Annotated in this window: 21 protein-coding genes, 1 pseudogene and 1 riboswitch; of the genes and pseudogenes, 9 read left to right on the top strand and 13 right to left on the bottom strand. The window is 38.8% G+C overall.

The features are described 5' to 3' along the window. Positions 1-23 precede the first annotated feature (23 nt). On the top strand, positions 24-554 hold the full coding sequence (locus NSQ84_RS04615) for a phosphatase PAP2 family protein (RefSeq protein WP_063386576.1): 531 nt from the start codon (positions 24-26) through the stop codon (positions 552-554). 49 nt (positions 555-603) lie between these two features. Here the strand turns inward: NSQ84_RS04615 and metK are convergent, their stop codons facing one another. Further along, entirely contained in the window at positions 604-1809 is a 1206-nt protein-coding gene (gene metK / locus NSQ84_RS04610; protein ID WP_063386575.1) for a methionine adenosyltransferase, read from the bottom strand. Between the two features lie 205 nt (positions 1810-2014). After that, positions 2015-2206, bottom strand: a riboswitch (SAM riboswitch). A 268-nt stretch (positions 2207-2474) separates the two neighbouring features. On the opposite strand from metK, the gene pckA reads away from it, so the two are divergent. After that, positions 2475-4064 carry a phosphoenolpyruvate carboxykinase (ATP) gene (pckA, locus tag NSQ84_RS04605; protein ID WP_063386648.1) on the top strand — a complete coding sequence of 530 codons (1590 nt, stop codon included), beginning with the start codon at positions 2475-2477 and terminating at the stop codon, positions 4062-4064. A gap of 74 nt (positions 4065-4138) precedes the next feature. On the opposite strand, the pseudogene NSQ84_RS04600 reads toward pckA, so the two are convergent. The 3 genes and pseudogenes from NSQ84_RS04600 to NSQ84_RS04590 all read right to left on the bottom strand — a co-directional run. Next, positions 4139-4952 (bottom strand): annotated as a pseudogene (locus NSQ84_RS04600) (IS3 family transposase); the annotation flags it as partial. A 411-nt stretch (positions 4953-5363) separates the two neighbouring features. Continuing rightward, complete coding sequence (locus NSQ84_RS04595; protein WP_063386573.1) at positions 5364-5606, bottom strand: DUF2584 domain-containing protein; 243 nt, start codon at positions 5604-5606, stop codon at positions 5364-5366. Positions 5607-5670: 64 nt separating this feature from the next. Next, the gene (locus NSQ84_RS04590) at positions 5671-6453 is read right to left on the bottom strand and encodes a prolyl oligopeptidase family serine peptidase (protein ID WP_063386572.1); all 783 of its coding nucleotides are present in this window, start codon (positions 6451-6453) and stop codon (positions 5671-5673) included. A 119-nt stretch (positions 6454-6572) separates the two neighbouring features. Here NSQ84_RS04590 and NSQ84_RS04585 point away from each other — a divergent pair, with 119 nt between their 5' ends. The 3 genes from NSQ84_RS04585 to NSQ84_RS04575 are packed head-to-tail and all read left to right on the top strand — an operon-like array spanning position 6573 to position 9164. After that, positions 6573-7556: an ABC transporter substrate-binding protein gene (locus NSQ84_RS04585; protein WP_339212261.1), complete on the top strand. Its 984-nt coding sequence runs from the start codon at positions 6573-6575 to the stop codon at positions 7554-7556. Positions 7557-7600: 44 nt separating this feature from the next. Then, a complete protein-coding gene (locus tag NSQ84_RS04580; protein WP_066249444.1) occupies positions 7601-8380 on the top strand; it encodes an ABC transporter ATP-binding protein in 780 nt (259 codons plus the stop codon). Beyond that, positions 8358-9164 (top strand): ABC transporter permease, encoded by an 807-nt coding sequence (locus NSQ84_RS04575; RefSeq protein ID WP_240326839.1) that lies wholly within the window; start codon positions 8358-8360, stop codon positions 9162-9164. Before NSQ84_RS04580 ends, NSQ84_RS04575 begins: the two co-directional genes overlap by 23 nt. A gap of 161 nt (positions 9165-9325) precedes the next feature. On the opposite strand, the gene ytkD is transcribed toward NSQ84_RS04575, so the two are convergent. The 4 genes from ytkD to NSQ84_RS04555 form a co-directional block, all read right to left on the bottom strand. Further along, the gene (gene ytkD / locus NSQ84_RS04570) at positions 9326-9799 is read right to left on the bottom strand and encodes an RNA deprotection pyrophosphohydrolase (RefSeq protein WP_130158537.1); all 474 of its coding nucleotides are present in this window, start codon (positions 9797-9799) and stop codon (positions 9326-9328) included. Between the two features lie 65 nt (positions 9800-9864). Beyond that, a complete protein-coding gene (locus NSQ84_RS04565; RefSeq protein WP_063386567.1) occupies positions 9865-10191 on the bottom strand; it encodes a hypothetical protein in 327 nt (108 codons plus the stop codon). A gap of 94 nt (positions 10192-10285) precedes the next feature. Next, positions 10286-10729 (bottom strand): Dps family protein, encoded by a 444-nt coding sequence (locus NSQ84_RS04560; RefSeq protein ID WP_063386566.1) that lies wholly within the window; start codon positions 10727-10729, stop codon positions 10286-10288. Between the two features lie 96 nt (positions 10730-10825). Next, the gene (locus NSQ84_RS04555; RefSeq protein ID WP_063386565.1) at positions 10826-11299 is read right to left on the bottom strand and encodes an S-ribosylhomocysteine lyase; all 474 of its coding nucleotides are present in this window, start codon (positions 11297-11299) and stop codon (positions 10826-10828) included. Positions 11300-11405: 106 nt separating this feature from the next. On the opposite strand from NSQ84_RS04555, the gene yidD reads away from it, so the two are divergent. Both yidD and NSQ84_RS04545 read left to right on the top strand, forming a co-directional pair. Next, positions 11406-11651: a membrane protein insertion efficiency factor YidD gene (gene yidD / locus NSQ84_RS04550; RefSeq protein ID WP_063386564.1), complete on the top strand. Its 246-nt coding sequence runs from the start codon at positions 11406-11408 to the stop codon at positions 11649-11651. Positions 11652-11709: 58 nt separating this feature from the next. After that, positions 11710-11898, top strand: a complete 189-nt coding sequence (locus NSQ84_RS04545; protein ID WP_063386563.1) for a hypothetical protein — start codon at positions 11710-11712, stop codon at positions 11896-11898. A 7-nt stretch (positions 11899-11905) separates the two neighbouring features. Here the strand turns inward: NSQ84_RS04545 and NSQ84_RS04540 are convergent, their stop codons facing one another. From NSQ84_RS04540 to NSQ84_RS04520, 5 genes are all read right to left on the bottom strand, one after another. Next, positions 11906-13360, bottom strand: coding sequence for an o-succinylbenzoate--CoA ligase (locus tag NSQ84_RS04540; protein WP_066249437.1), 1455 nt, complete (start codon positions 13358-13360; stop codon positions 11906-11908). 67 nt (positions 13361-13427) lie between these two features. Further along, on the bottom strand, positions 13428-14246 hold the full coding sequence (gene menB, locus NSQ84_RS04535; protein ID WP_063386561.1) for a 1,4-dihydroxy-2-naphthoyl-CoA synthase: 819 nt from the start codon (positions 14244-14246) through the stop codon (positions 13428-13430). Between the two features lie 12 nt (positions 14247-14258). After that, positions 14259-15077, bottom strand: coding sequence for a 2-succinyl-6-hydroxy-2,4-cyclohexadiene-1-carboxylate synthase (menH, locus tag NSQ84_RS04530; RefSeq protein ID WP_339212260.1), 819 nt, complete (start codon positions 15075-15077; stop codon positions 14259-14261). Further along, on the bottom strand, positions 15077-16807 hold the full coding sequence (menD, locus tag NSQ84_RS04525) for a 2-succinyl-5-enolpyruvyl-6-hydroxy-3-cyclohexene-1-carboxylic-acid synthase (RefSeq protein WP_339212259.1): 1731 nt from the start codon (positions 16805-16807) through the stop codon (positions 15077-15079). Before menD ends, menH begins: the two co-directional genes overlap by 1 nt. Next, positions 16797-18218, bottom strand: coding sequence for an isochorismate synthase (locus NSQ84_RS04520; RefSeq protein ID WP_339212257.1), 1422 nt, complete (start codon positions 18216-18218; stop codon positions 16797-16799). Before NSQ84_RS04520 ends, menD begins: the two co-directional genes overlap by 11 nt. Positions 18219-18459: 241 nt before the next feature. On the opposite strand from NSQ84_RS04520, the gene NSQ84_RS04515 reads away from it, so the two are divergent. Together NSQ84_RS04515 and NSQ84_RS04510 are read left to right on the top strand one after the other, a co-directional pair. Further along, positions 18460-19401 carry a 1,4-dihydroxy-2-naphthoate polyprenyltransferase gene (locus NSQ84_RS04515; RefSeq protein ID WP_063386558.1) on the top strand — a complete coding sequence of 314 codons (942 nt, stop codon included), beginning with the start codon at positions 18460-18462 and terminating at the stop codon, positions 19399-19401. Positions 19402-19775: 374 nt separating this feature from the next. Next, positions 19776-20528 carry a TraR/DksA C4-type zinc finger protein gene (locus tag NSQ84_RS04510; protein WP_339212254.1) on the top strand — a complete coding sequence of 251 codons (753 nt, stop codon included), beginning with the start codon at positions 19776-19778 and terminating at the stop codon, positions 20526-20528. Positions 20529-20569: the final 41 nt, after the last annotated feature.

Here is a 20569-nt window from a genome sequence, read left to right as displayed (position 1 = left end):
TTTTTGAAAAGAGGAACTTTAACATGGGCAGACTGCTGAATCAGCTTTACCAATTTGAGTGCAAGTTGTTCAAACTGATTAATTCGCATTTTGAACGAAAAGGACTGAATGTTTATTTTCGGTATGTTACTCATTTAGGAGGGGCTGTTTTTTCAATTGCAACATGTTTAATGCTGATGTTATTTTTTAATGAACCTGTAAAAACTGTTGCCTTGGCAAGTTCAGCTGCTCTTTTTTTCAGTCATATTCCGGTTTTCATTGTGAAAAGAATTTATCCACGCAGACGGCCTTATCTTACATTATTTGAAACAAAAGTGTTAGAAAATCCGTTAACTGACCATTCATTTCCTTCTGGACATACGACAGCTGTATTTTCAGTGGCTACACCATTTTTGCTCTTTTTTCCAGCCTTAACATGGATTTTGCTTCCTCTCGCATTCAGTGTGGCACTATCAAGAATTTTTCTTGGCCTACACTACCCTTCAGATGTGCTGGCGGGAATAGTTCTAGGAGCTTCAGCAGGCACCATCTGTTTTGTCGCATTCGGACCGTAAAAGCAAAAAGGTGTCTAATGCATGCATCGCATTGGACACCTTTTTTATTTTACAAATATTGATGAGCTTGTTCGCGCAAAGCTTCCGCTTTATCTGTGCGTTCCCATGGCAAATCTAGATCGTTGCGTCCGAAATGACCGTAAGCAGCTGTCTGTTTGTAAATCGGGCGGCGCAAGTCAAGCATTTTTATAATGCCAGCTGGGCGCAAATCAAAGTTATTGCGAATTAATTCAACTAAAACATCTTCGCTTACTTTGCCAGTACCGAACGTATCAACAGAAATAGAGACAGGTTTCGCTACACCAATTGCATAGGCCAGCTGAACCTCGCATTTGTCTGCAAGTCCGGCTGCGACAATATTTTTCGCTACATAACGAGCCGCATAAGCTGCAGATCGGTCTACCTTCGTCGGATCTTTTCCTGAGAAAGCTCCTCCGCCATGGCGCGCATAGCCTCCGTAAGTATCGACAATGATTTTTCGTCCCGTTAATCCTGCATCTCCTTGTGGTCCGCCAATAACGAAACGTCCGGTAGGGTTGATGAAATATTTTGTTTCTTCATCGATCAGTTCTTTTGGCACAACCGGATCAATTACTTTTTCTTTAATATCCTGCTTAATTTGTTCTAAAGTTGCCTCCGGATGGTGTTGAGTCGATATGACAATTGTGTCAATTCTAACCGGCTGTTCATTTTCATCATATTCTACCGTAACTTGCGTCTTTCCGTCCGGACGCAAATAAGGAATTTCTTCGCTTTTTCTAACTTCTGTAAGCCGGCGTGAAAGCTTATGGGCAATGGAAATCGGGAGAGGCATTAATTCCTTCGTTTCATTGCATGCAAAACCGAACATTAACCCTTGATCTCCAGCGCCAATCGCTTCAATTTCTTCATCAGTCATTTGTCCTTCTCGCGCTTCTAAAGCTTTATCCACCCCTGCAGCAATATCGGGTGATTGCTCATCAATTGATGTTAAAACAGCACAAGTTTCAGCATCAAAACCGTATTTAGCTCTCGTATAGCCGATCTCTTTGACCGTTTCTCGCACAATTTTTGGTATATCCACATACGTGCTTGTCGTAATTTCTCCACTGACTAATACAAGTCCGGTGGTGACAGATGTTTCGCAAGCTACACGTGCGTTCGGATCTTTTTCTAAAATGGCATCTAAAATCGCATCTGAAATTTGGTCGCAAATTTTGTCCGGATGCCCTTCCGTTACGGATTCAGATGTAAACAGACGGCGCTTTTTTGTCATTTACTGCTTCCTCCTCAAACTTAAAATGATGTTTATGGAGTGCTACACTCCTTGACATTGACACGGAACTCATTCCCTCACCACTGTTGTAAACATATCAAAATTTCGTACGATAAGAAAAACTTGGCTAAACGAGATTTCTCTTATACATAGAAAAAACCTTCCCTGCCAGAGGAAAGGTTGTTATAAACATCATTGCCTTTCACTCTTATCGTTCAAGGATATAACCTTGCATCAGGTTAGCACCATTGCTCGTCTATGAATATGGAATTCTTTCGCATCATGTTGTATGTCCATAGAATACCGGGATTTTGAAAGCCATATTCTACTGTCTTCTTTCAACGAGCCGGTTGCTGGGCTTCATAGGGCCTGTCCCTCCGCCAACTCGGGATAAGAGTATCCGTTCAAATGTATATCATACAGGAGCAAAAAAGTACTTGTCAACAATAAATAAAGCTTCTCTGTAATTTTCCAAATCATCTGATATCCATTATTTCAGTATCAGCTGATCAATCATGATTCGTATGATGCCCAAAAATGAAGGCAAAATATATAGTAAAAACATTATTTTCAGAAATCGATAAATAGGATGGATTATTTTTGCGAATGTGTTATACTATTTCTATAAAACCATTTCAAATATGCAAAAAAAGGATGGTATGTATATGAATATTGTAGATGTATCAAATGAATTAGCTTCGTTGATCAGCGGACCAAATGCATATCATAATTTACCAGTCGCACGACTTGTAGAAAAAGTTTTAGCTAGGAAAGAAGGTTTTTTAACAAATACAGGTGCAGTTTCGGTTACAACAGGCAAATATACCGGCCGGTCACCAGAAGATAAATTCATCGTTGAAGAAGATTCTGTCAAGCATTTAATTGATTGGGGACCCGTCAACAAGCCAATTTCATCAGAAGTTTTTGAAAAACTGTACTTAAAAGTCATACAATATTTAAAAAATAGAGATGAAATTTATGTTTTTAACGGATTTGCCGGAGCTGACAAAAAATATCGTCTTCCAATTCAAGTGGTCAATGAATTGGCGTGGCAAAATTTATTTGCTCGCCAACTGTTTATCCGTCCGAAAAGCCAAGACGATTTAAAGGAGCATAAAAATCCGTTTACGATTGTTTCCGCTCCTTCCTTTAAAGCAGATCCAGCTGTGGATGGAACGAACTCAGAAGCATTTATCATTATTTCTTTTGAAAAGAGAATAATCCTGATCGGCGGAACTGAATATGCAGGCGAGATGAAAAAGTCTATCTTTTCCGTCATGAACTTCCTGCTTCCAGAAAGAGATATATTTTCAATGCACTGCTCCGCCAATGTCGGTCAAGAAGGCGATGTCGCGCTCTTTTTCGGTTTATCGGGAACAGGCAAAACAACACTTTCCGCCGATCCAAAACGCCGATTAATTGGTGATGATGAACACGGCTGGTCTTCATCTGGTATTTTTAATATTGAAGGCGGCTGTTATGCAAAATGCATCGGTTTGTCTGAAGAAAAAGAACCTCAAATTTATAACGCGATTCGATTCGGTTCCGTTTTGGAAAACGTTGTGGTTGATGAATCGACACGAATTCCTGATTATGACAACTCCTTATTAACAGAAAACACCCGTGCGGCTTATCCAATTGAAGCGATTGACAATATTGCTAAACCGAGCATTGCGGGTCACCCTAACACTATTATTTTTTTAACAGCTGATGCGTTCGGTGTTCTACCGCCAATAAGCAAATTAACGAAAGAACAGGCTATGTATCATTTCTTAAGCGGTTATACGAGCAAGCTTGCTGGAACGGAAAGGGGTATTACTTCCCCTAAAACAACGTTCTCCACATGCTTTGGCGCACCATTTCTTCCGCTTCCAGCTACAAGATACTCTGAAATGCTCGGAAGAAAAATCGAAGAACATGATGTGAAAGTATTTTTAGTCAATACAGGGTGGACCGGCGGAGAATACGGAGTAGGAAAACGAATTAAACTTGCTTATACAAGAGCCATGGTTCAGGCAGCATTGGAAGGCGAACTCGATGAGGTGGAAACTGTAAAAGACCCTATTTTCGGGCTGGCGATTCCTGCTCATGTTCCAGGAGTGCCTGATGAAGTTTTACAGCCTATTAAAACATGGAGTGATAAAAACGCTTATGAACAAAAAGCGTATGAATTAGCAAAAGCATTCAAAGAGAACTTCAAAAAATTCTCGAACGTTCCGAAGGAAATTGAAGAACTTGGCGGTCCAATCATATAAAAAAATTACTTACTTTCGGCTACAGCTTTGAACTGTCCCCTGTCAAGTAGACTGTAGAAATAATAAAAATATACCTAAGCGGCTTTAGCTCTATATTCCATGGGGCTAAAGCCGCTTAATCTTTTTTGATACCTTTCATAATTATAAAAGCGGTTGTACTCATCCATCGCAAGAGCTAATTCTTTAAATGTCTGATACTTATGTAAATAATACTTCTCGCATTTAAAGCGTTCCCCAAAAAGATACCATTGGCCCATTATCAATACATCTGCCTACTCTTGACATACTTTGTGTCATCCCTGCTTGGTCTATCCTACGTTTAAAACCATGAGAGGTATATTGGAACCCACGGTCACTATGAATAAGTGGATGCTCTCCTTTTAAAAGTACGGTGGCTTAATCCAACGTTTTGAATACAAGATGATGATGATTGGAATGTCCTAAAACATCGCTCACAATTGATCCATCATATAGATCAAGAATAGCACTTAAATAGGCTCTCTTTGATGAACCTATTTTAATTCTGTGACATCAGCTACCCATTTTTCACTTGGCTTTTCCGCTGTAAATTCACGATTCAATATATTTTCTGCAACATGTTGAGGGAAAACGTTTTAACCACTTATAGTAAGCAGCTCGTGAAATACCGGCGATTTCACATATAAGATTATGCTTAGTTTTCTTTCTCATGAAGTTCCCGGATTGCGATATACTTGTCTTCAAAACGGATTTGGTTTACTTTCACCTCCTTTCGATTTCCTCTAACTTTTTTAAAAATAGATTCTCCGCACGTAAGCGCTCATTTTCTCTTTCTAACTTTTTCATCTCCAGTTTCATTTTCTCTTCTGGAGATAACTCTGCTTCTTCTTTTTTTCTTCCTCGTTTGTCTTTATCCATTGCCTTAAAGAATATTTAGTAATTTGATACCTTTTACAAAGCTCTTGAATAGTACATTCTCGGTTTTCATATGCAAGTAAAACTTCAAGTTTGAGCTCTGTTGTATATTGCTTATACATAGAAAAACTCCCCCTAAGGTAAAACAGATTTTTTATATTTTAATCTGTCTACCTTAAGGGGAGCATATCACTTTGTCGATAGCCTTTTAATATTTTTATGTGGTTTGGCAAAACAAATCGGCAACGCAGATTTTTAGACGAAAACCCCTTTTTCAACGAACTTTTATGAAAAAGGGGTTACGCGATTTTTTATGATAAGACAAATGGAAGCCGTACTCGAAAAAATTAAGCAAATTCCTCCTTCCACAATCCGTTCAGCAAATGAACGGAAATATGGTGACGGTTAATTGGTTGAGTACAATGAAGTGAGATTATAAGTAAGCACGGTTTTGTTATCAGCCCATTCCAATTTAATAATTTCAGCTGTTCCTGTAGGATCGCTTATCAACGTTTTTCGAACTTCCAAAGGAATATTCATAGGATAAAGGCGATAGCCATCTTTGACAAGCTGAAATACGTTTTCCTCTATCCGCTTTTCCTTCCCTTTTGTAATAATCATCGTATTTAATTCAAGCGGCATGCCCATTTCTCCAATCCCCTTTCATTTGATCGATCATTTTTTAGTATGTATCATATGAAAAATATAATGGTCAATTTTTCATCCATTTTATCATTCGTTCTAAAACCATCCGGTTATGCCGAGGCGGAAAATGATGACTAAAATGTTGGAAATACCAGCTTTCCACTTGCTTTCCCAATTCTTTCAGCCTTCTTTCCAATCGATATGCATGTTCAATTGACACGTTTTCATCTTTTCCCCCATGAATGATTAAAACGGGTGCTTGCATTTTTTCAAGGTAATACAACGGTGTCCGCCATTTATAGCGGTCAGGATATTTCTTCGGTGTCCCTCCAATAACTCTTTTCATCATCCTTCTTAAGTCCTTTCTCTCCTCATAAGTTAAAAACATATCAGACACCCCGCCCCAGCTTACAACAGATCGAACATTTGAGCATATAATCCCAGTAAGCAAGGCCATGACTCCTCCCCTTGAAAAGCCAAAAACGTGAATGCGATCCGGATTCACTTGCGGATGTTTCATCAACAAATAGAATGCATTGACCGCATCAAAACGATCATTCCCCGCAAAATCTTCATTCCCTTCTCCTCCTAAATTTCCTCGATAAAAGGGAGCCATCACGATAAAGCCTTTTGATGCAAATTGTATAATTCTTCCTGCCCGAACCATACCAACATTTTTAATCCCTCCGCGCAAATATAAAAAGCCATCATAAACACCTTCTTGAACAGGCTCTGCTAACAGACCTTTCACTTTTAGTCCTTCAGAAATATATGTCACGATGGAAAGCTTAATCGAAGGGTTCGGTGATGGGAAAATTTGTTTGTCAACTATTTCTCCGTTTCTCAGCATCTTTTCAACCTCCATTTAGGTAGGCAATCACACATTATATTTTTTTTTCATACTTTATCCTAGATAAATATATTTAAACATTTTTCCTTTAATATGAACATCATTAGGGAGGATTTCACATGAAAAAAAGGCTTGCTTCCATCGTATTGGTGATCCTTTTCATCATACCTCTTTCAGCCTGCGGCGGCGGAGTGGAAAAAATTCGGCTGGCGGAAGTCACTCATTCTGTTTTTTACGCACCATTGTACGTAGCCATTGAAAAAGAATTTTTCAAAGAAGAAGGACTGGACGTAGAATTAAAAACTACTTGGGGCGGAGATAAAACAATGACCGCCATTTTATCAAACGGCGCTGATATCAGTCTTGTCGGTTCGGAAACGTCCATTTACGTATATGCCCAAGAAGCAAATGACCCAGTCATTAACTTCGCCCAGCTGACCGAAACGGACGGCACTTTCCTTGTCTCCAGAGCCAAGTTGGATGATTTTCAATGGGAAGATTTAAAAGGAAGCACTTTTTTAGGACAGCGTAAAGGCGGCATGCCGCAAATGGTAGGGGAATTTGTGCTGAAAAAGCATAACATCGATCCGCATCAAGATTTAAACCTTATCCAAAACATCGACTTTGCGAATATTGCAAATGCTTTTGCTTCCGGTACAGGCGAATATGTTCAGCTGTTTGAGCCAACCGCAAGTATTTTTGAAAAAGAAGGAAAAGGTCATATTATCGCATCCTTTGGAAAGGAATCGGGCAAAGTTCCTTATACAACATTTATGGCAAAAGAAAGCTATATTAAGAAAAATGATAAAACGGTGAAAAAATTCACAAAAGCGCTCTACAAAGCGCAAAAATGGGTGGAAGAACATGACGCCGAAACAATTGCCGAAACGGTAGCGCCGCAATTTAAAGATACGCCGATCGATATTTTAATATCTTCCATTGACCGTTATAAAAGCCAAGGATCCTATGCAAAAACCCCGCTGTTAGATGAGGACGAATGGAACAATTTGCAAAAAATTATGGAAGAAGCAGGAGAACTGCCGGAGAAAATTGATTATGAACTATTAGTCAACACGTCCATAGCAAACGAAGTGGCAAAATAATGTTGTTTCAAAAGGAGTAAATTTATCGACAAGGGGGGAGGAGATTGTCATTTTTAACGATCGATCATGTCAGCCATACTTATTTTACAAAAAAATCGGCAACGACTGCTTTGGAGGACATCCATTTGGAAGTAGAGGAAGGGGAATTTATATCCTTTCTAGGTCCTAGCGGCTGCGGCAAAACAACGCTGCTTTCCATCATTGCCGGTATCATGAAACCGACAGAAGGGCAAGTTATTTTGAACGGAAAGCAAATATCTTCCGCAACACCGTCTGTCGGTTATATGCTGCAACAAGATTATTTATTTCCATGGAAAACGATAGAGGAAAATATTTTAATTGGATTAAAATTATTGAACAAACTGAATGAAAATGAGAAAAAGAGGACATTTCAGCTTCTGCACCAAATGGGTCTCGAAAATGTAGAAAAGCTATATCCGAATCAATTATCAGGCGGAATGAGACAAAGAGCCGCTTTAGTCCGCACTCTTTCTACAGATCCGAAAATGCTGCTATTGGATGAACCTTTTTCCGCCCTCGATTATCAAACGAAATTAAAGCTTGAAGACTTAGTCTTTCAAACATTAAAGGATTTTAAAAAAACAGCCATTCTAGTCACGCATGATATTGGGGAAGCAATCGCCATGAGCGATCGGATTGTCCTGCTATCCAAAAGGCCTGGCAAAATTGCCAAAATATTTACTGTCCCAAAAGAATTGCGGGATACATCCCCGTTTAAAACAAGGCAGCATCCAACGTATACTTCACTTTTTGACTTAATCTGGAAGGAGTTAGATCAGCTTGAAACAAACAACAACAATTGATCTCCTCCATAAACAATATTTGCAAAGATTGAATAAGGAAAAGAAATGGATTACCTTTTATCAAATCTTAATTTTTATTTCTTTTTTTCTCATATGGGAGGTGTCATCCAGCCAAAAATGGATAGACCCGCTCATATTCAGTTCGCCGACAAAAATTTTTCACTTATTTGTTGAAAAACTGCAGGACGGTACATTACTTGCCAATTTGAACGTGACGCTTTTTGAAACGGTCTTGGGGTTTATTTTTGGGACATTATTCGGGACATTACTTGCTGCTCTATTATGGTGGTTTCCAAGGCTGTCTAAAATATTAGATCCGTATTTAGTGGTTTTAAACGCAATGCCGAAAGTAGCTCTTGGGCCGATTTTCATCGTCGTACTTGGGCCCGGATTTACCTCAATTATCGCGATGGGAACAATCATTTCGGTTATTATTACTACAATTGTAGTCTATACTTCCTTTAAAGAAGTGGATCCGAATTATATAAAAGTGCTGCAAACATTTGGGGCAGGCAAAAAGCACGTGTTCAGAGAGGCGATCCTGCCGTCATCTTTTCCAACCATTATTTCTACTTTGAAAGTCAATGTCGGGTTATCCTGGGTGGGTGTGATCGTCGGAGAATTTCTCGTTTCAGCTAAAGGATTAGGCTATATGATTATTTACGGGTTCCAAGTTTTTAATTTTACCCTTGTGCTGTTAAGCCTAGTTATCATTGCCATCTTTGCAACGATCATGTACAAAATTGTCGAACTAATTGAAAAAACATTAATCAAAAGCCAATAAGAGGCTGTCAAGAAAGTCAAATCGCCATTGAAAACAAAAAATCATAAACACCGATATATCAACGTTTCTAACACATTAATGGGGGCGTCAATAAGCCGTAAAAACGACTTATTAGACACCCCCTTAAACAATTTCTAAACCGACTTTCAGGAATTTAAAAGCTATTTTATGTAATCGGCATAAATTTTGTCCAAGCTGCGTTTTAGAACATCATCTTTCATAATAAAGCTAAAGCGATGATCGTCCTCAATTTTTTCAGGCAAGTCCGCAAGCAGGACTGGACCTAACGTTTCAAAATACGTGCTCTGTTTTTCGAGCCTCTCAATTTCCGCATAATAAATATTTTTCACAATCGTTTTCTCTTTTCCTATAACCTTATATTGCCCAATATATATGATATCTTGGACAATTCCTCCCGTTTCTTCCCTCACTTCCCGGACAGCAGCTTCAACCGGCTTTTCGCCGTTCTCGACTTTTCCTCCTGGAAACTCGTAGCCCCGGTCTTCATGTAAAGTTAAAAGCCATTTGTTTTCATATCGGCAGATGACCCAAACATGCTTCGGGTAAACAGAAAAAGGGTGTTGACGGAAAGACAGGTATACATCATTGCCGTAAAAATCTTTAAAATAAAACATAATCAATCCCTCTACTCCCATTTATCTGTTTTCATCATAACATATGGAAAAGAGGATTGTATAACTTATTCTTGATTATGCATAAGACCCATTGAAGCAATATGTTTTCTAGCTTCTTCGTCGCCATGCTTATAAATGAATTCATATACTTTTTTTGTTAAAGCATCAATCGCATCATTTTCCTTGTCATAATGATACTGTATATACGGAACATGCGCCCGGAAGAAATTTTGCCAGCTGGTAGAATGAATCTGATCGAAATACTCCCGTAACTCCGTAATTTCCTCATCATTGGCAGAAATTTGAAAATCCCACGGAGATGCTTCTCTGCTTTGGGAAATCTCACCGCTAGCTACTGATATATAATAGGTTTTTTTTGGATTTTCGGACATTTATATCCCCCTCCTCTTTTTAAGTATTGCCTTATCAAAGAAAAATATTTATAAAAAAAGGCTGCCTAACGCAGCCAAAAGAGGAAGGATATAATTATTTTCCAAGGAATGACTTTAACATCCAGTTATGTTTTTCAAGATTCACTTTAATATCGAGAAGCATGTCACCAGTTGCTTCGTCATTCACTTCTTCAGCAACTTTGATTCCTTTGTCCAAATCTTGAATGATGGCGGAAAAGTCGTCAACAACTGCCTGCACCATTTGTTCTGCAGTTTCAACGCCTTCTGCTTCTTTAATAGAGGAGATTTCTAGGCTTTCTCTAATCGTAGCAACAGGTTTAGCGCCCAAAGCTAAAAGTCTTTCCGCTAATTCGTCAATATAACCAGCAGCTTCATTGTACAGCTCTTCAAACTTTTCATGGAGAACGAAAAATTGGTCTCCTTTTACATTCCAATGAAAGTTATGTAATTTTACATAAAGTACCGTCCAATCCGCAATTTGTTTATTTACGATTTGAAATAAATCTTGTTTAGACATAATCCCATCTCCTTTTTATTTAATCTTTTAGTTATACAGTACCCCTTTTTTGCACTCTTAAAACTATAAAAAAAGTTGCATCATTGCGTGTAGCTGTTAGCTGAACACTTTTTCCAAATCCTCTTTACTATGCTTTAGCCAATATTCCATGAGCTTTTTGGCGCCTTCTAAATCATGAAGCTTCGCTTGGCCGCATTGCAGTTCGTTTGCGGCAGGCACTTCTGTCTGCTCTACAGCATCTTTCATTGTCTCTTCCAATAAATCAATGATTTCTTTTACGGTCGGTTCCCCGCTAACGACTAAATAAAAGCCTGTTTGACACCCCATTGGAGAAATATCAATGATATCAAAGTGATCATATTTTTCCGCATATTTGCGAATTGTAAATGCCAGAAGATGCTCCAATGTGTGAATAGCATCCGGTTTCATTGCCTGCTTATTCGGCTGGCAGAAGCGGATATCAAATTTGTTAACTACTCCATCCGTGCCGACTTTATGTACTCCGCAATGTCTGACATACGGTGCTTGCACTTTTGTATGATCCAGTTCAAAACTCTCCACTGAAGGCATTCCCATCACTCCTTACATTTTCTTAGTTTCCATTTTAACACAAAATTTTATAACATACATTTATGTTAAAATGTTGTCAAGATTCCAGAAAAAAGAGGTGCTTGCTGTGAAATCTGTCATGATCGCCCTTATCCGTTTTTATCAAATCTTTATCTCCCCGTTAAAGCCGCCTTCATGCCGCTTTTACCCAACATGCTCTGAATACGGGCTTGAAGCAGTGAAGCGTTTCGGAGCTGTCAAAGGCGGCTTTCTGACAGTAAAACGAATCTTGAAATGCCACCCGTTTCACCCGGGAGGATTTGACCCTGTCCCGGAAATTGAAAAAGATATAAATAAAAAAACGAGTGAATAAATGAAAAATAATGCAAAATACTACAATTATCAAATAAAGCTAAAGGGGAGCAAAAGATATGGAAAATATGATCGCTCAATTTAAACATGAAGTGAATAATGCAACAGAAGAGACGTTCCATTCTTCTGTTTGTTCTTTTTTAAATTTGTGGAGCTATGAATACGGCTCGTTCGAACATTTGCCAAACGAAATCCACCACTTATTGCATATTAGCCAATATGATATTTTAACTGTCGATCATGAATAGCCAAAAACTACAGCCATTCTTTTAGTTTTCTCCTGAGCAGCTTTTTAGATGCATTTCGTGGCAGAGATTCAACAAATGTAAATCCTTTTGGAACTTTGTATTTTGCCAGCTTTTTCAAACAAAATTGCCTTAATTCTTCTTCAGACACCTCTTCGCTTCGGACGACAAAAGCATGGGGAACTTTTCCCCATTTTTTATTTTCTTTTCCTACCACTCCTACATCTTTTACGGAAGGATGCGACAAAATAACTGCTTCAACCTCCGCCGGATAAATGTTTTCTCCTCCCGAAACAATTAAATCGGATCGGCGGTCCAATACATATAAAAATCCTTCTTCATCCAGATAGCCTAAATCTCCAGTATAAAACCAGCCGTCACGTATAGCTTCGTTTGTTGCGTCTGGACGATGTAAATACCCCGGTGTAACATTCGGTCCTTTTACTACAATTTCTCCCTCTTCATTAGGGGAGCAGTCCCTGCCGTCTGCTACGATCCGAATTTGAGCTGGAAACAACGGTTTTCCCGCAGATCCGAGTTTTGAAAAGCAAAATTCAGGGGCTAATGTGGCAATTTGTGAACACGTTTCCGTCATCCCATATGTTTGAAAAACGGGAATTTCTTTTTCACGGCATTGTTCAAGAATCGGCCGCGGGGCAGGACCTCCTCCTAAAAGCATGCAGCGAAACGATTTCGGATACGTGTCACTTCCTAATTCCTGCAGCATGTCATTCAGCATGGCCGTAACGACGGAAGCAATCGTAACTCCTTCATTTTTGATCGCTCTGTTTGCTTCTTTCGCTGAAAATGAAGAATGGAGAACAATTCCGATTCCATAAATGACGCTGCGCATCAAAATTGACAGTCCGCTTATATGAAAAAGAGGAACTGCCAAAAGCCAGCAATCGCCGTCCTTCAGTCCAAGATTCAGCACAGAACCGATCGCACTCCACCAATGATTCCCAAATGTTTGCTGAACTCCTTTCGGTTTTCCTGTTGTTCCAGACGTATACATAATCGTTGCCACGTCATCTAAAATAAAGCTGTCATCTAATGCTGCTTCCTTTTCATCACAAAGCTTCAACTCTGATAATGTCATAACTTTTTTACCGGGAAAATGAACCGATAATTCATCATCACAGATAACGCATTTTATATTCGCATCATTTATTTGCCATAATAATTCTTCAGCTGTTAGTCTAGTATTCAAAAGAACATTGACCGCACCGAGATACATTAAAGCATGAATATTAATGACCATTTCTAAGCTGTTTTTCATTAAAAGCCCGACTGTATCTCCACGCTTGATATCTATTTGATGCAGCTGTCTTGCTCTTTTTTCAACAAGCTGATGCAAGTCCAAAAATGAATAATTTTTCCCCTCATAACGAATGGCCAATCGGTCCGGAGTCAAAAAAGCTCGCTGTTTAAGCCAATTCGGTGTTTCATTTCGATTTGCACTCATGTCTCGACACCTCGATTATTGCACAATAAAGCAGCTCGATGCATCGCCATCAAGCTGCTTGTTCTTTTTATGGGAAACGCGGGAATTGTTTGAAATCAGGTTTTCTTTTCTCTTTAAATGCATCTCGTCCTTCTTTCGCTTCATCTGTTGTATAATACAATAATGTCGCATCCCCCGCAAATTGTTGGAGACCGGCGAGACCATCTGTATCTGCATTAAATGCAGCTTTCAAGAAGCGAATAGCAGTTGGGCTTTTTTCCAAAATTTCTTCACACCATTTGACAGTTTCCTCTTCAAGCTGCTCTAATGGGACAACTTTGTTGACTAAGCCCATCTCATAAGCTTCCTGCGCATTATATTGACGGCATAAATACCATATTTCACGAGCTCTTTTCGTACCAACAAGCCGGGCAAGCAGTCCCACTCCATATCCCGCATCAAAGCTTCCAACTTTTGGGCCTGTTTGTCCGAAAATTGCATTCTCGGATGCGATCGTTAAATCACACACGACATGCAGAACATGTCCTCCTCCAATTGCATATCCGTTCACCATCGCAATAACCGGTTTTGGAATCACCCGAATAAGCCGTTGCAAATCCAAAACGTTTAATCTAGGAATTTTATCATCCCCGACGTATCCGCCATGCCCCCGCACTTTTTGATCTCCGCCTGAGCAAAACGCTTTATCACCAGCACCTGTCAAAATAATTACACCAATTTTATCATCGTCCCGCGCATAGGAAAAAGCATCGATCATTTCCGCGACCGTTTTTGGTGTGAATGCATTATGTACATGAGGACGATTCATCGTAATTTTTGCTATCCCATTGTACGTTTCATAAATGATTTCATCATATTCTCGTTCTTTTACCCAAGGAAATCCCATTTTTATCCTCCTTTAATATGTAGAAAAATGTTGGAGAAACTCATCTACTATTTTACCAAAAAATTTTGACTGTTCCACATGAACTGCATGTCCGGCCTGCGGCACGACCTTTAATTCAGAGCAAGGAATCAATTGGTTCATTTCTTTCATAATTTTGCAAAACTTAAGATCCCTTTCACCGCAAATTAATAATGTAGGGATGTTGAAACTTTTTAATGCTCCCCACCATGAAGGTTGAACGCCAGTTCCCATTCCTTTTAAACTGTTTGCCAATCCAATTGCATTATTTTTCAGCCGGTCCTTTCTTATTCTGTCCTTGACGGCAGGCGGGAGAGACTTTTGCGTTAAAAACAAAGGGATATTTTCCCAATGTTGGACAAATGCCGCAATCCCTTCGTCCAAAATCATTTGGGCAAGTTGTTCGTCCTGCAGCCTTCTCGTCTCTCGTTCCTTTTCAGTTTTTAATCCAGGAGAACTGCTTTCCAATATTAAAGTCTTCACAAATTCCGGCTGTCTCATTGCAAAGCTCAATGCCAATCTTCCGCCCATTGAATACCCGAGCACATGCGCTTTTCGAATATTGAATGAAAGAAATATTTCTTTTAGATCTTCAACTGCTTCTTCCATCCGATATCTTTCAGGATTTTCAGGCGAATCTGTTTGACCATGGCCGATGATGTCGATAAGTACTAGCTGGTATTTTTTTAAACTATTTTTCAAAAATCCCCAGGTTTCTCCGCTTCCTGTAAAACCATGAAGGAGAACAAGTGGCTCCCCCTTTCCAAACGTTTCAGCCCAATAATTCACATTTCGAACGGCCAATTTTCCCATCATAACATCCTTTCTATTTCCCAGGAAACAGAACGAAGCCATTTTCTCTGTTCGTTGACTCGTGAATGTCGATTGGTCGGGATTTCAATAATATTTAATCCATCTCTATTCATGCAGATTTGAAACTCGGTTCTGAATTCTTCCCAAGTGGAAATTTTTTTATAATGTGCACTATATAAGCTGGCTGCATATTGAAAATCTAAATTGGTCGGGGTGCCAAACAATTGTTCAAAATGCGTCTTTTCATCCGCCTGCGGCAAAAATGAAAAAATGCCGCCGCCGTTATTATTAATTAATAAAACAGTTAAGTTCAATTTATTTTGTTTTGCAGCAAGGAGTCCATTTAAATCATGATAAAATGATAAATCCCCTATGATTAAAATAGTTTTTTCATGACTAGCTGCAGAAACCCCAAGGGCTGTCGAAACGACTCCGTCAATTCCATTCGCTCCCCGGTTGGCATAAACCGTAATATTTTTATCACTGTTATGGAAAAACGTGTCGACATCTCGAATCGGCATGCTGTTTCCTACAAATACATTGCAGCGATCCGGGAGCAATTTTTGCAATTCGACATATACCGTTCCTTCAAATAAAGAATCTTCCTCAATGACCGGCGTTGACAAATACTCTCGAAAGAGATTGTTTACTTGTTTCCATTTTTTGCACCAGGATGTTTCCTGTTTATCTTTACATTTTTTGATCAGCATTTCACATAAATAGGCTTCATCACTGTGAACATGTTCTGCTGATAAAGTAGGATCGCGATAACCGCCATCACCATCAACCACAATTTGCTTTATTTCAGGATGGTCTCTTAACAATAGAAACAGCGGTTTTGAGACGGGCATTGCACCAAAACGAAGGACGACATCAGGTTTCAGATACGCTTTCTTTTCCATCGTTTTTAAAATGGAATCATAACAATCAATAATATAATGTTTAGAATGTTCGCCAAAGCGTAAATTGGACAACGGATCCGCTAATATCGGGAATTTCAATTTCTCTGCTAGTGCCAAAACTTGTTCACGAAACTCTTTGTTATGTAATTCCCCGCATACAATAAGTCCATTCTCGCTTGAATCGATTTCATCCACAATCCGTTCAATTTGCTCATGTTCGACCAGCTTTTTTATTTCCACCACTGGCTCAATATGAAGAGACTTCTGCAATTGATGGATTTTCGATAGATCGGGCAAAAGCGGCTCTCGGAAAGGTAAGTTGATATGGACTGGTCCTTTCGGATTTTCATTTGCAGTTTGGACCGCCCGTTGAGCGATATTTTTTATATATAACAGCATCGTTTGACTGCTTTCAGGAAGAGCGCAATCAACAAACCATTTCACATAGTTCGAATACAGATGAATTTGATCAATTGCTTGTGGAGCTCCAATATCCCGCAGCTCATGAGGTCTGTCAGCCGTTAAAATCACAAGAGGGATGCGTGAATAATGGGCTTCTATGATAGCTGGATAATAGTTTGCTGCAGCTGTTCCTGATGTGCAAAGCAAAGCAATTGGTTTTCTTTGTTTTTTAGCCAATCCAAGAGCAAAAAAACCTGCAGATCGTTCATCAATATTAATATAAGTATGTATTTTCGGATGCTCTGCAAATGTGATCGCAAGCGGGGTAGATCGTGAACCTGGGCTAATCACAACTTCAGAAATACCTTTTGTAATTAATCCATTTACAAATGCAATGACATAGTCAGATAGATTTTTATTTTTCATTCAGTTTTCCCCCTAATGCATGCTGCATAGGTCCAAATTTGATTTCTGTCTCCCTGTATTCCTCTTCCGGCTTTGAATCTCCAACAATCCCGCATCCTGCGTACAAATAAGCTTTTTGCTCATCCAGCAGACCTGAACGGATCGCAACGACAAATTCTCCGTTGTCCTGATCATCCATCCATCCAACCGGAGCAGCATACCAGCCTCTCTCTAAAGGTTCTTCATTGCGAATAAATGCTAGAGCAGCATCTTTCGGATAGCCGCCAAGCGCAGGGGTCGGATGCAATTTTTCTACAAAATCAATCAACGTAAAACCTTTTTTTACGGTTCCTTCAACAGGTGTATACAAATGTTGAATATTCGGCGTTTTTAAAATCGTTGGATTGTTTTGTAGTTGCACTTCTTGGCAATATTCACGGAACACTTTTTCGATCGCTTTTACAACAATTTGATGTTCATGAATGTTTTTTGTATCTGAAAGCAGCATCTGAGCGTATTCTTCGTCTGCCTCCACTGTTTTTCCTCTTTTAATTGATCCTGCTACACATGCAGACTGAACCTTTTGGTCTCTCTTACTTACAAGCCGCTCAGGAGTTGCGCCAACGAACGTTTTTCCTTCATTTTCAACAACAAATAAATAACAATTAGGCTGATGTTCATTTAACATTGATAAAACATAATGTATATCAATCGATCCCTCAAACTCCAGCAGCATTTCCCTTGCCAATACGACTTTCTCAAAACGGTTTTGTTTTATTTGTTCTGTTGCTTTTTCAACAGCTGCCATCCACTCTTTTTTATGAAACAAACTTTCTTTTTTGATGGTAAAATTCAAAAAAGAATTTGTGTCTTCATTTTTTTTCTTTAAGGTGTATTCATATGTATTGAAATGATTTATAATTTCATTTATATCATCAGTTGATTGAATTAACCTGTTTATAGTAGCAAGTGTGTGACGGCCAATTTTTGTAATCATGAAAGAAGGCAAAGTGAATCGTGCTTCATGAAACGGTTTCCATTTTGAAGAATTCGCATTTTTTAAAGGGTCAAAAGAAAAACCCCCAAAAAGAAGCGGACCCGTTCCAATCGGATGGGCGCCTTCAATTTGTATATGCTCTTTCCAATCTTTCCACTTTGAATAAATGTCAAAAAAACGGTTGGAAAATTTTTTGTCTGTCGTCAATTCGAGCTCAACACCAATTCCACAAAGGATAAATGTACGATCAGGTGTCGCCCAATAAAATCTTTTCCCTGCATAAGCCGATTGAAAGCTTGAGAAAATCTGGAGCGGATCTTTCTCCTTGATTTCAAATACATAACTTAAAATGATTGGATGGGAATATTTTTTGACATGATTGACAGCATTCGCAACTTTATCCCTCAATGTATCTGAACATGGAATTGAAACCAAAGATGATCCCTCCATAACCGAAAAATAGCTTATATTAAGATACACCTGTTCAAAATTTATGTCAACTATATTATAGAATGACGCAATGCAAAACAACAAGCAAACAAACTGCCTCAGCTCTTTGATGGGGCTTGAGCATTTATTCCAATGAAAAACAATTGACACTCTTTCGACATTTTTCTAGACTAGGTTGTGGGGAATAGCTTTCGTTTTCAGAATGAAATAAAGGAGAGAACATATTATGCATCCTAAAACGGAGTCACATAATGTACCCATTATAAAAGCTGAACGAGGGTTTCGGGCTTGGTGGATGCTTTTAAGACCCCATACATTAACTGCAGCATTTGTCCCCGTGATTGTCGGAACTCTTTTGGCACTGCAAGTAGGACCCATTCATATTGGACTTTTTCTTACGATGCTTACTGCCTCGTTGTTAATTCAAACAGCCACAAACTTATTTAATGAATATTTCGATTATAAACGAGGTCTTGATACAGAAGAATCTGTCGGAATTGGAGGAGCAATTGTCCGAAATGGCTTCAAGCCCCAAACCGTTTTAAATTTAGCAATCACATGTATTGTTGTCTCTATCCTATTGGGAATTTACATCTGTCTCCAGTCAAGCTGGTGGTTGGCATTAGTCGGTTCAATTTGTATGGCAGTAGGATACTTATATACTGGAGGTCCATATCCAATCGCTTACACGCCGTTTGGCGAGCTAGCTTCAGGTTTATTTATGGGAGTCGTTATTATCCTTATTTCCTTTTTTATTCAGACAGGTTATCTAACTTCAACAGCTTTCATTCATTCGATCCCGATTGCGATCACGATCGGCGCCATCATGCTTGCGAATAACATAAGAGACTTAGACGGCGATAAGGAAAACGGAAGAAAAACATTAGCAATTTTGCTTGGCCGCCAGAATGCAATTCGATTTTTAGCAATTATGTTTATTGTTTCTTACTGTCTCATTTTTATTATGATCATTTTTGATTATTCCACATGGTGGTCTATTCTTGCTTTTCTTAGCATTCCAAAAGCTATTCAGGCGGTGAAGCGATTTGTCGGCAAAACAAAGCCTATTGAAATGATGCCGGCCATGAAAGCAACATCGCAAACAAACACTTTATTAGGCTTTTTGCTTGCTGCAGGTTTGCTCATAAGCACCATCATATCTCAGTAACACGATAGTATGTTTACTATCGTGTTTTTTTATTAAGCTTTACTGTGAAATTTGTTCTGTATCATCCACTCGCAATTTCAATATGCTGAGCAAATGTTTTTTCCTGAAAAAACATCTCGATAGGTCACAGCCTCTTTATCGGATAGCCAGCCTGTTTCTCAGCCGAATGATGTTGTATTAGCCTTTCAAGTGCCATCAGCTTCAAAGCATAGCGTTAAAAAAGGCGCGGAAGCAGCAATCCTTTCCTGACATGTTTTAAAATGATGATGAAATTTATGGCTGGAAAGGTGAATTTTTTTCATGATTTTAAAGTTATAATTTATTCCTTTTCGTCCAAAATAGCTTTAGATTCTAAAAAAGAAGGTGTCTTTCATATGGACATGGACGAAAAAAAATTAAAGGATTTCCAAAAGCAATTAATATTCATGAAAAATGAGATTGAAAAACGTTGGGACAATAACGATCATTTTCAATTGGAAAAAGGGCTGGACCATGAATCAACTGGAGAGCTTTCCAGCTACGACAATCACCCCGGAGACGATGCGACCGAACTGTATGAAAGAGAAAAAGATTTAGCTTTAAATAAACATTTAGAAAAAGAATATGAAGAGATCGTTGAAGCATTAGAAAGAATTCATGAGGGCACATACGGTACTTGTTCCGTCTGCGGAAAAAAAATTGATGAAGACCGTCTCAAAGCCATACCGACAGCCAAAACATGCAAAGAACATACTCTAGTTCAAACGATTTCTCATGAAAGACCTGTAGAGGAAGAAATACTTGATGCGACTTTTCACGGATCCTCTCAAATCGACCATGAAAATACCGCTGTTACTGAGCCGTATGATTATTTTCAAGATGTTATCGAATACGGAACGTCAGAAACACCGCAAGATGTAAGAACTCCACCGTTATCGTACGGAGATATGTATAATTCCGATGATGAAATTGGATATATTGAAGATATTGAAAACTTCATTTATACAGATATTGAGGGAAAAAACGTAAACGTCTATCCGTCACATGAACATAAACGATATGAAAAAATGCTTGATGAAGAGGATTTAACAGTTTTATGGGGAGATCTTCCATTAACAGAAAAAGAACCATATGCGAAAAATGATTAAAATTACAAGAAGACAAAAAAAGCGTTGCAAACTGCAACGCT

The organism is Aeribacillus sp. FSL K6-3256, assembly GCF_037965805.1.
Classification (GTDB): Bacteria; Bacillota; Bacilli; order Bacillales; family Aeribacillaceae; genus Aeribacillus; species Aeribacillus composti.
Note: the sequence above shows the minus strand (reverse complement) of the source record. Positions and strands in the feature narration are given on the sequence as shown.

What these genes read in the sequence shown, in the direction of transcription:
- NSQ84_RS04615 (WP_063386576.1), top strand. Translation starts at nt 24, where the DNA reads ATGGGCAGACTGCTGAATCAGCTTTACCAATTTGAGTGCAAGTTGTTC.
- metK (WP_063386575.1), bottom strand. Translation starts at nt 1,809, where the DNA reads ATGACAAAAAAGCGCCGTCTGTTTACATCTGAATCCGTAACGGAAGGG.
- pckA (WP_063386648.1), top strand. Translation starts at nt 2,475, where the DNA reads ATGAATATTGTAGATGTATCAAATGAATTAGCTTCGTTGATCAGCGGA.
- NSQ84_RS04595 (WP_063386573.1), bottom strand. Translation starts at nt 5,606, where the DNA reads ATGGGCATGCCGCTTGAATTAAATACGATGATTATTACAAAAGGGAAG.
- NSQ84_RS04590 (WP_063386572.1), bottom strand. Translation starts at nt 6,453, where the DNA reads ATGCTGAGAAACGGAGAAATAGTTGACAAACAAATTTTCCCATCACCG.
- NSQ84_RS04585 (WP_339212261.1), top strand. Translation starts at nt 6,573, where the DNA reads ATGAAAAAAAGGCTTGCTTCCATCGTATTGGTGATCCTTTTCATCATA.
- ytkD (WP_130158537.1), bottom strand. Translation starts at nt 9,799, where the DNA reads ATGTTTTATTTTAAAGATTTTTACGGCAATGATGTATACCTGTCTTTC.
- NSQ84_RS04565 (WP_063386567.1), bottom strand. Translation starts at nt 10,191, where the DNA reads ATGTCCGAAAATCCAAAAAAAACCTATTATATATCAGTAGCTAGCGGT.
- NSQ84_RS04560 (WP_063386566.1), bottom strand. Translation starts at nt 10,729, where the DNA reads ATGTCTAAACAAGATTTATTTCAAATCGTAAATAAACAAATTGCGGAT.
- NSQ84_RS04555 (WP_063386565.1), bottom strand. Translation starts at nt 11,299, where the DNA reads ATGCCTTCAGTGGAGAGTTTTGAACTGGATCATACAAAAGTGCAAGCA.
- NSQ84_RS04545 (WP_063386563.1), top strand. Translation starts at nt 11,710, where the DNA reads ATGGAAAATATGATCGCTCAATTTAAACATGAAGTGAATAATGCAACA.
- NSQ84_RS04540 (WP_066249437.1), bottom strand. Translation starts at nt 13,360, where the DNA reads ATGAGTGCAAATCGAAATGAAACACCGAATTGGCTTAAACAGCGAGCT.
- menB (WP_063386561.1), bottom strand. Translation starts at nt 14,246, where the DNA reads ATGGGATTTCCTTGGGTAAAAGAACGAGAATATGATGAAATCATTTAT.
- menH (WP_339212260.1), bottom strand. Translation starts at nt 15,077, where the DNA reads ATGGGAAAATTGGCCGTTCGAAATGTGAATTATTGGGCTGAAACGTTT.
- menD (WP_339212259.1), bottom strand. Translation starts at nt 16,807, where the DNA reads ATGAAAAATAAAAATCTATCTGACTATGTCATTGCATTTGTAAATGGA.
- NSQ84_RS04515 (WP_063386558.1), top strand. Translation starts at nt 18,460, where the DNA reads ATGCATCCTAAAACGGAGTCACATAATGTACCCATTATAAAAGCTGAA.
- NSQ84_RS04510 (WP_339212254.1), top strand. Translation starts at nt 19,776, where the DNA reads ATGGACATGGACGAAAAAAAATTAAAGGATTTCCAAAAGCAATTAATA.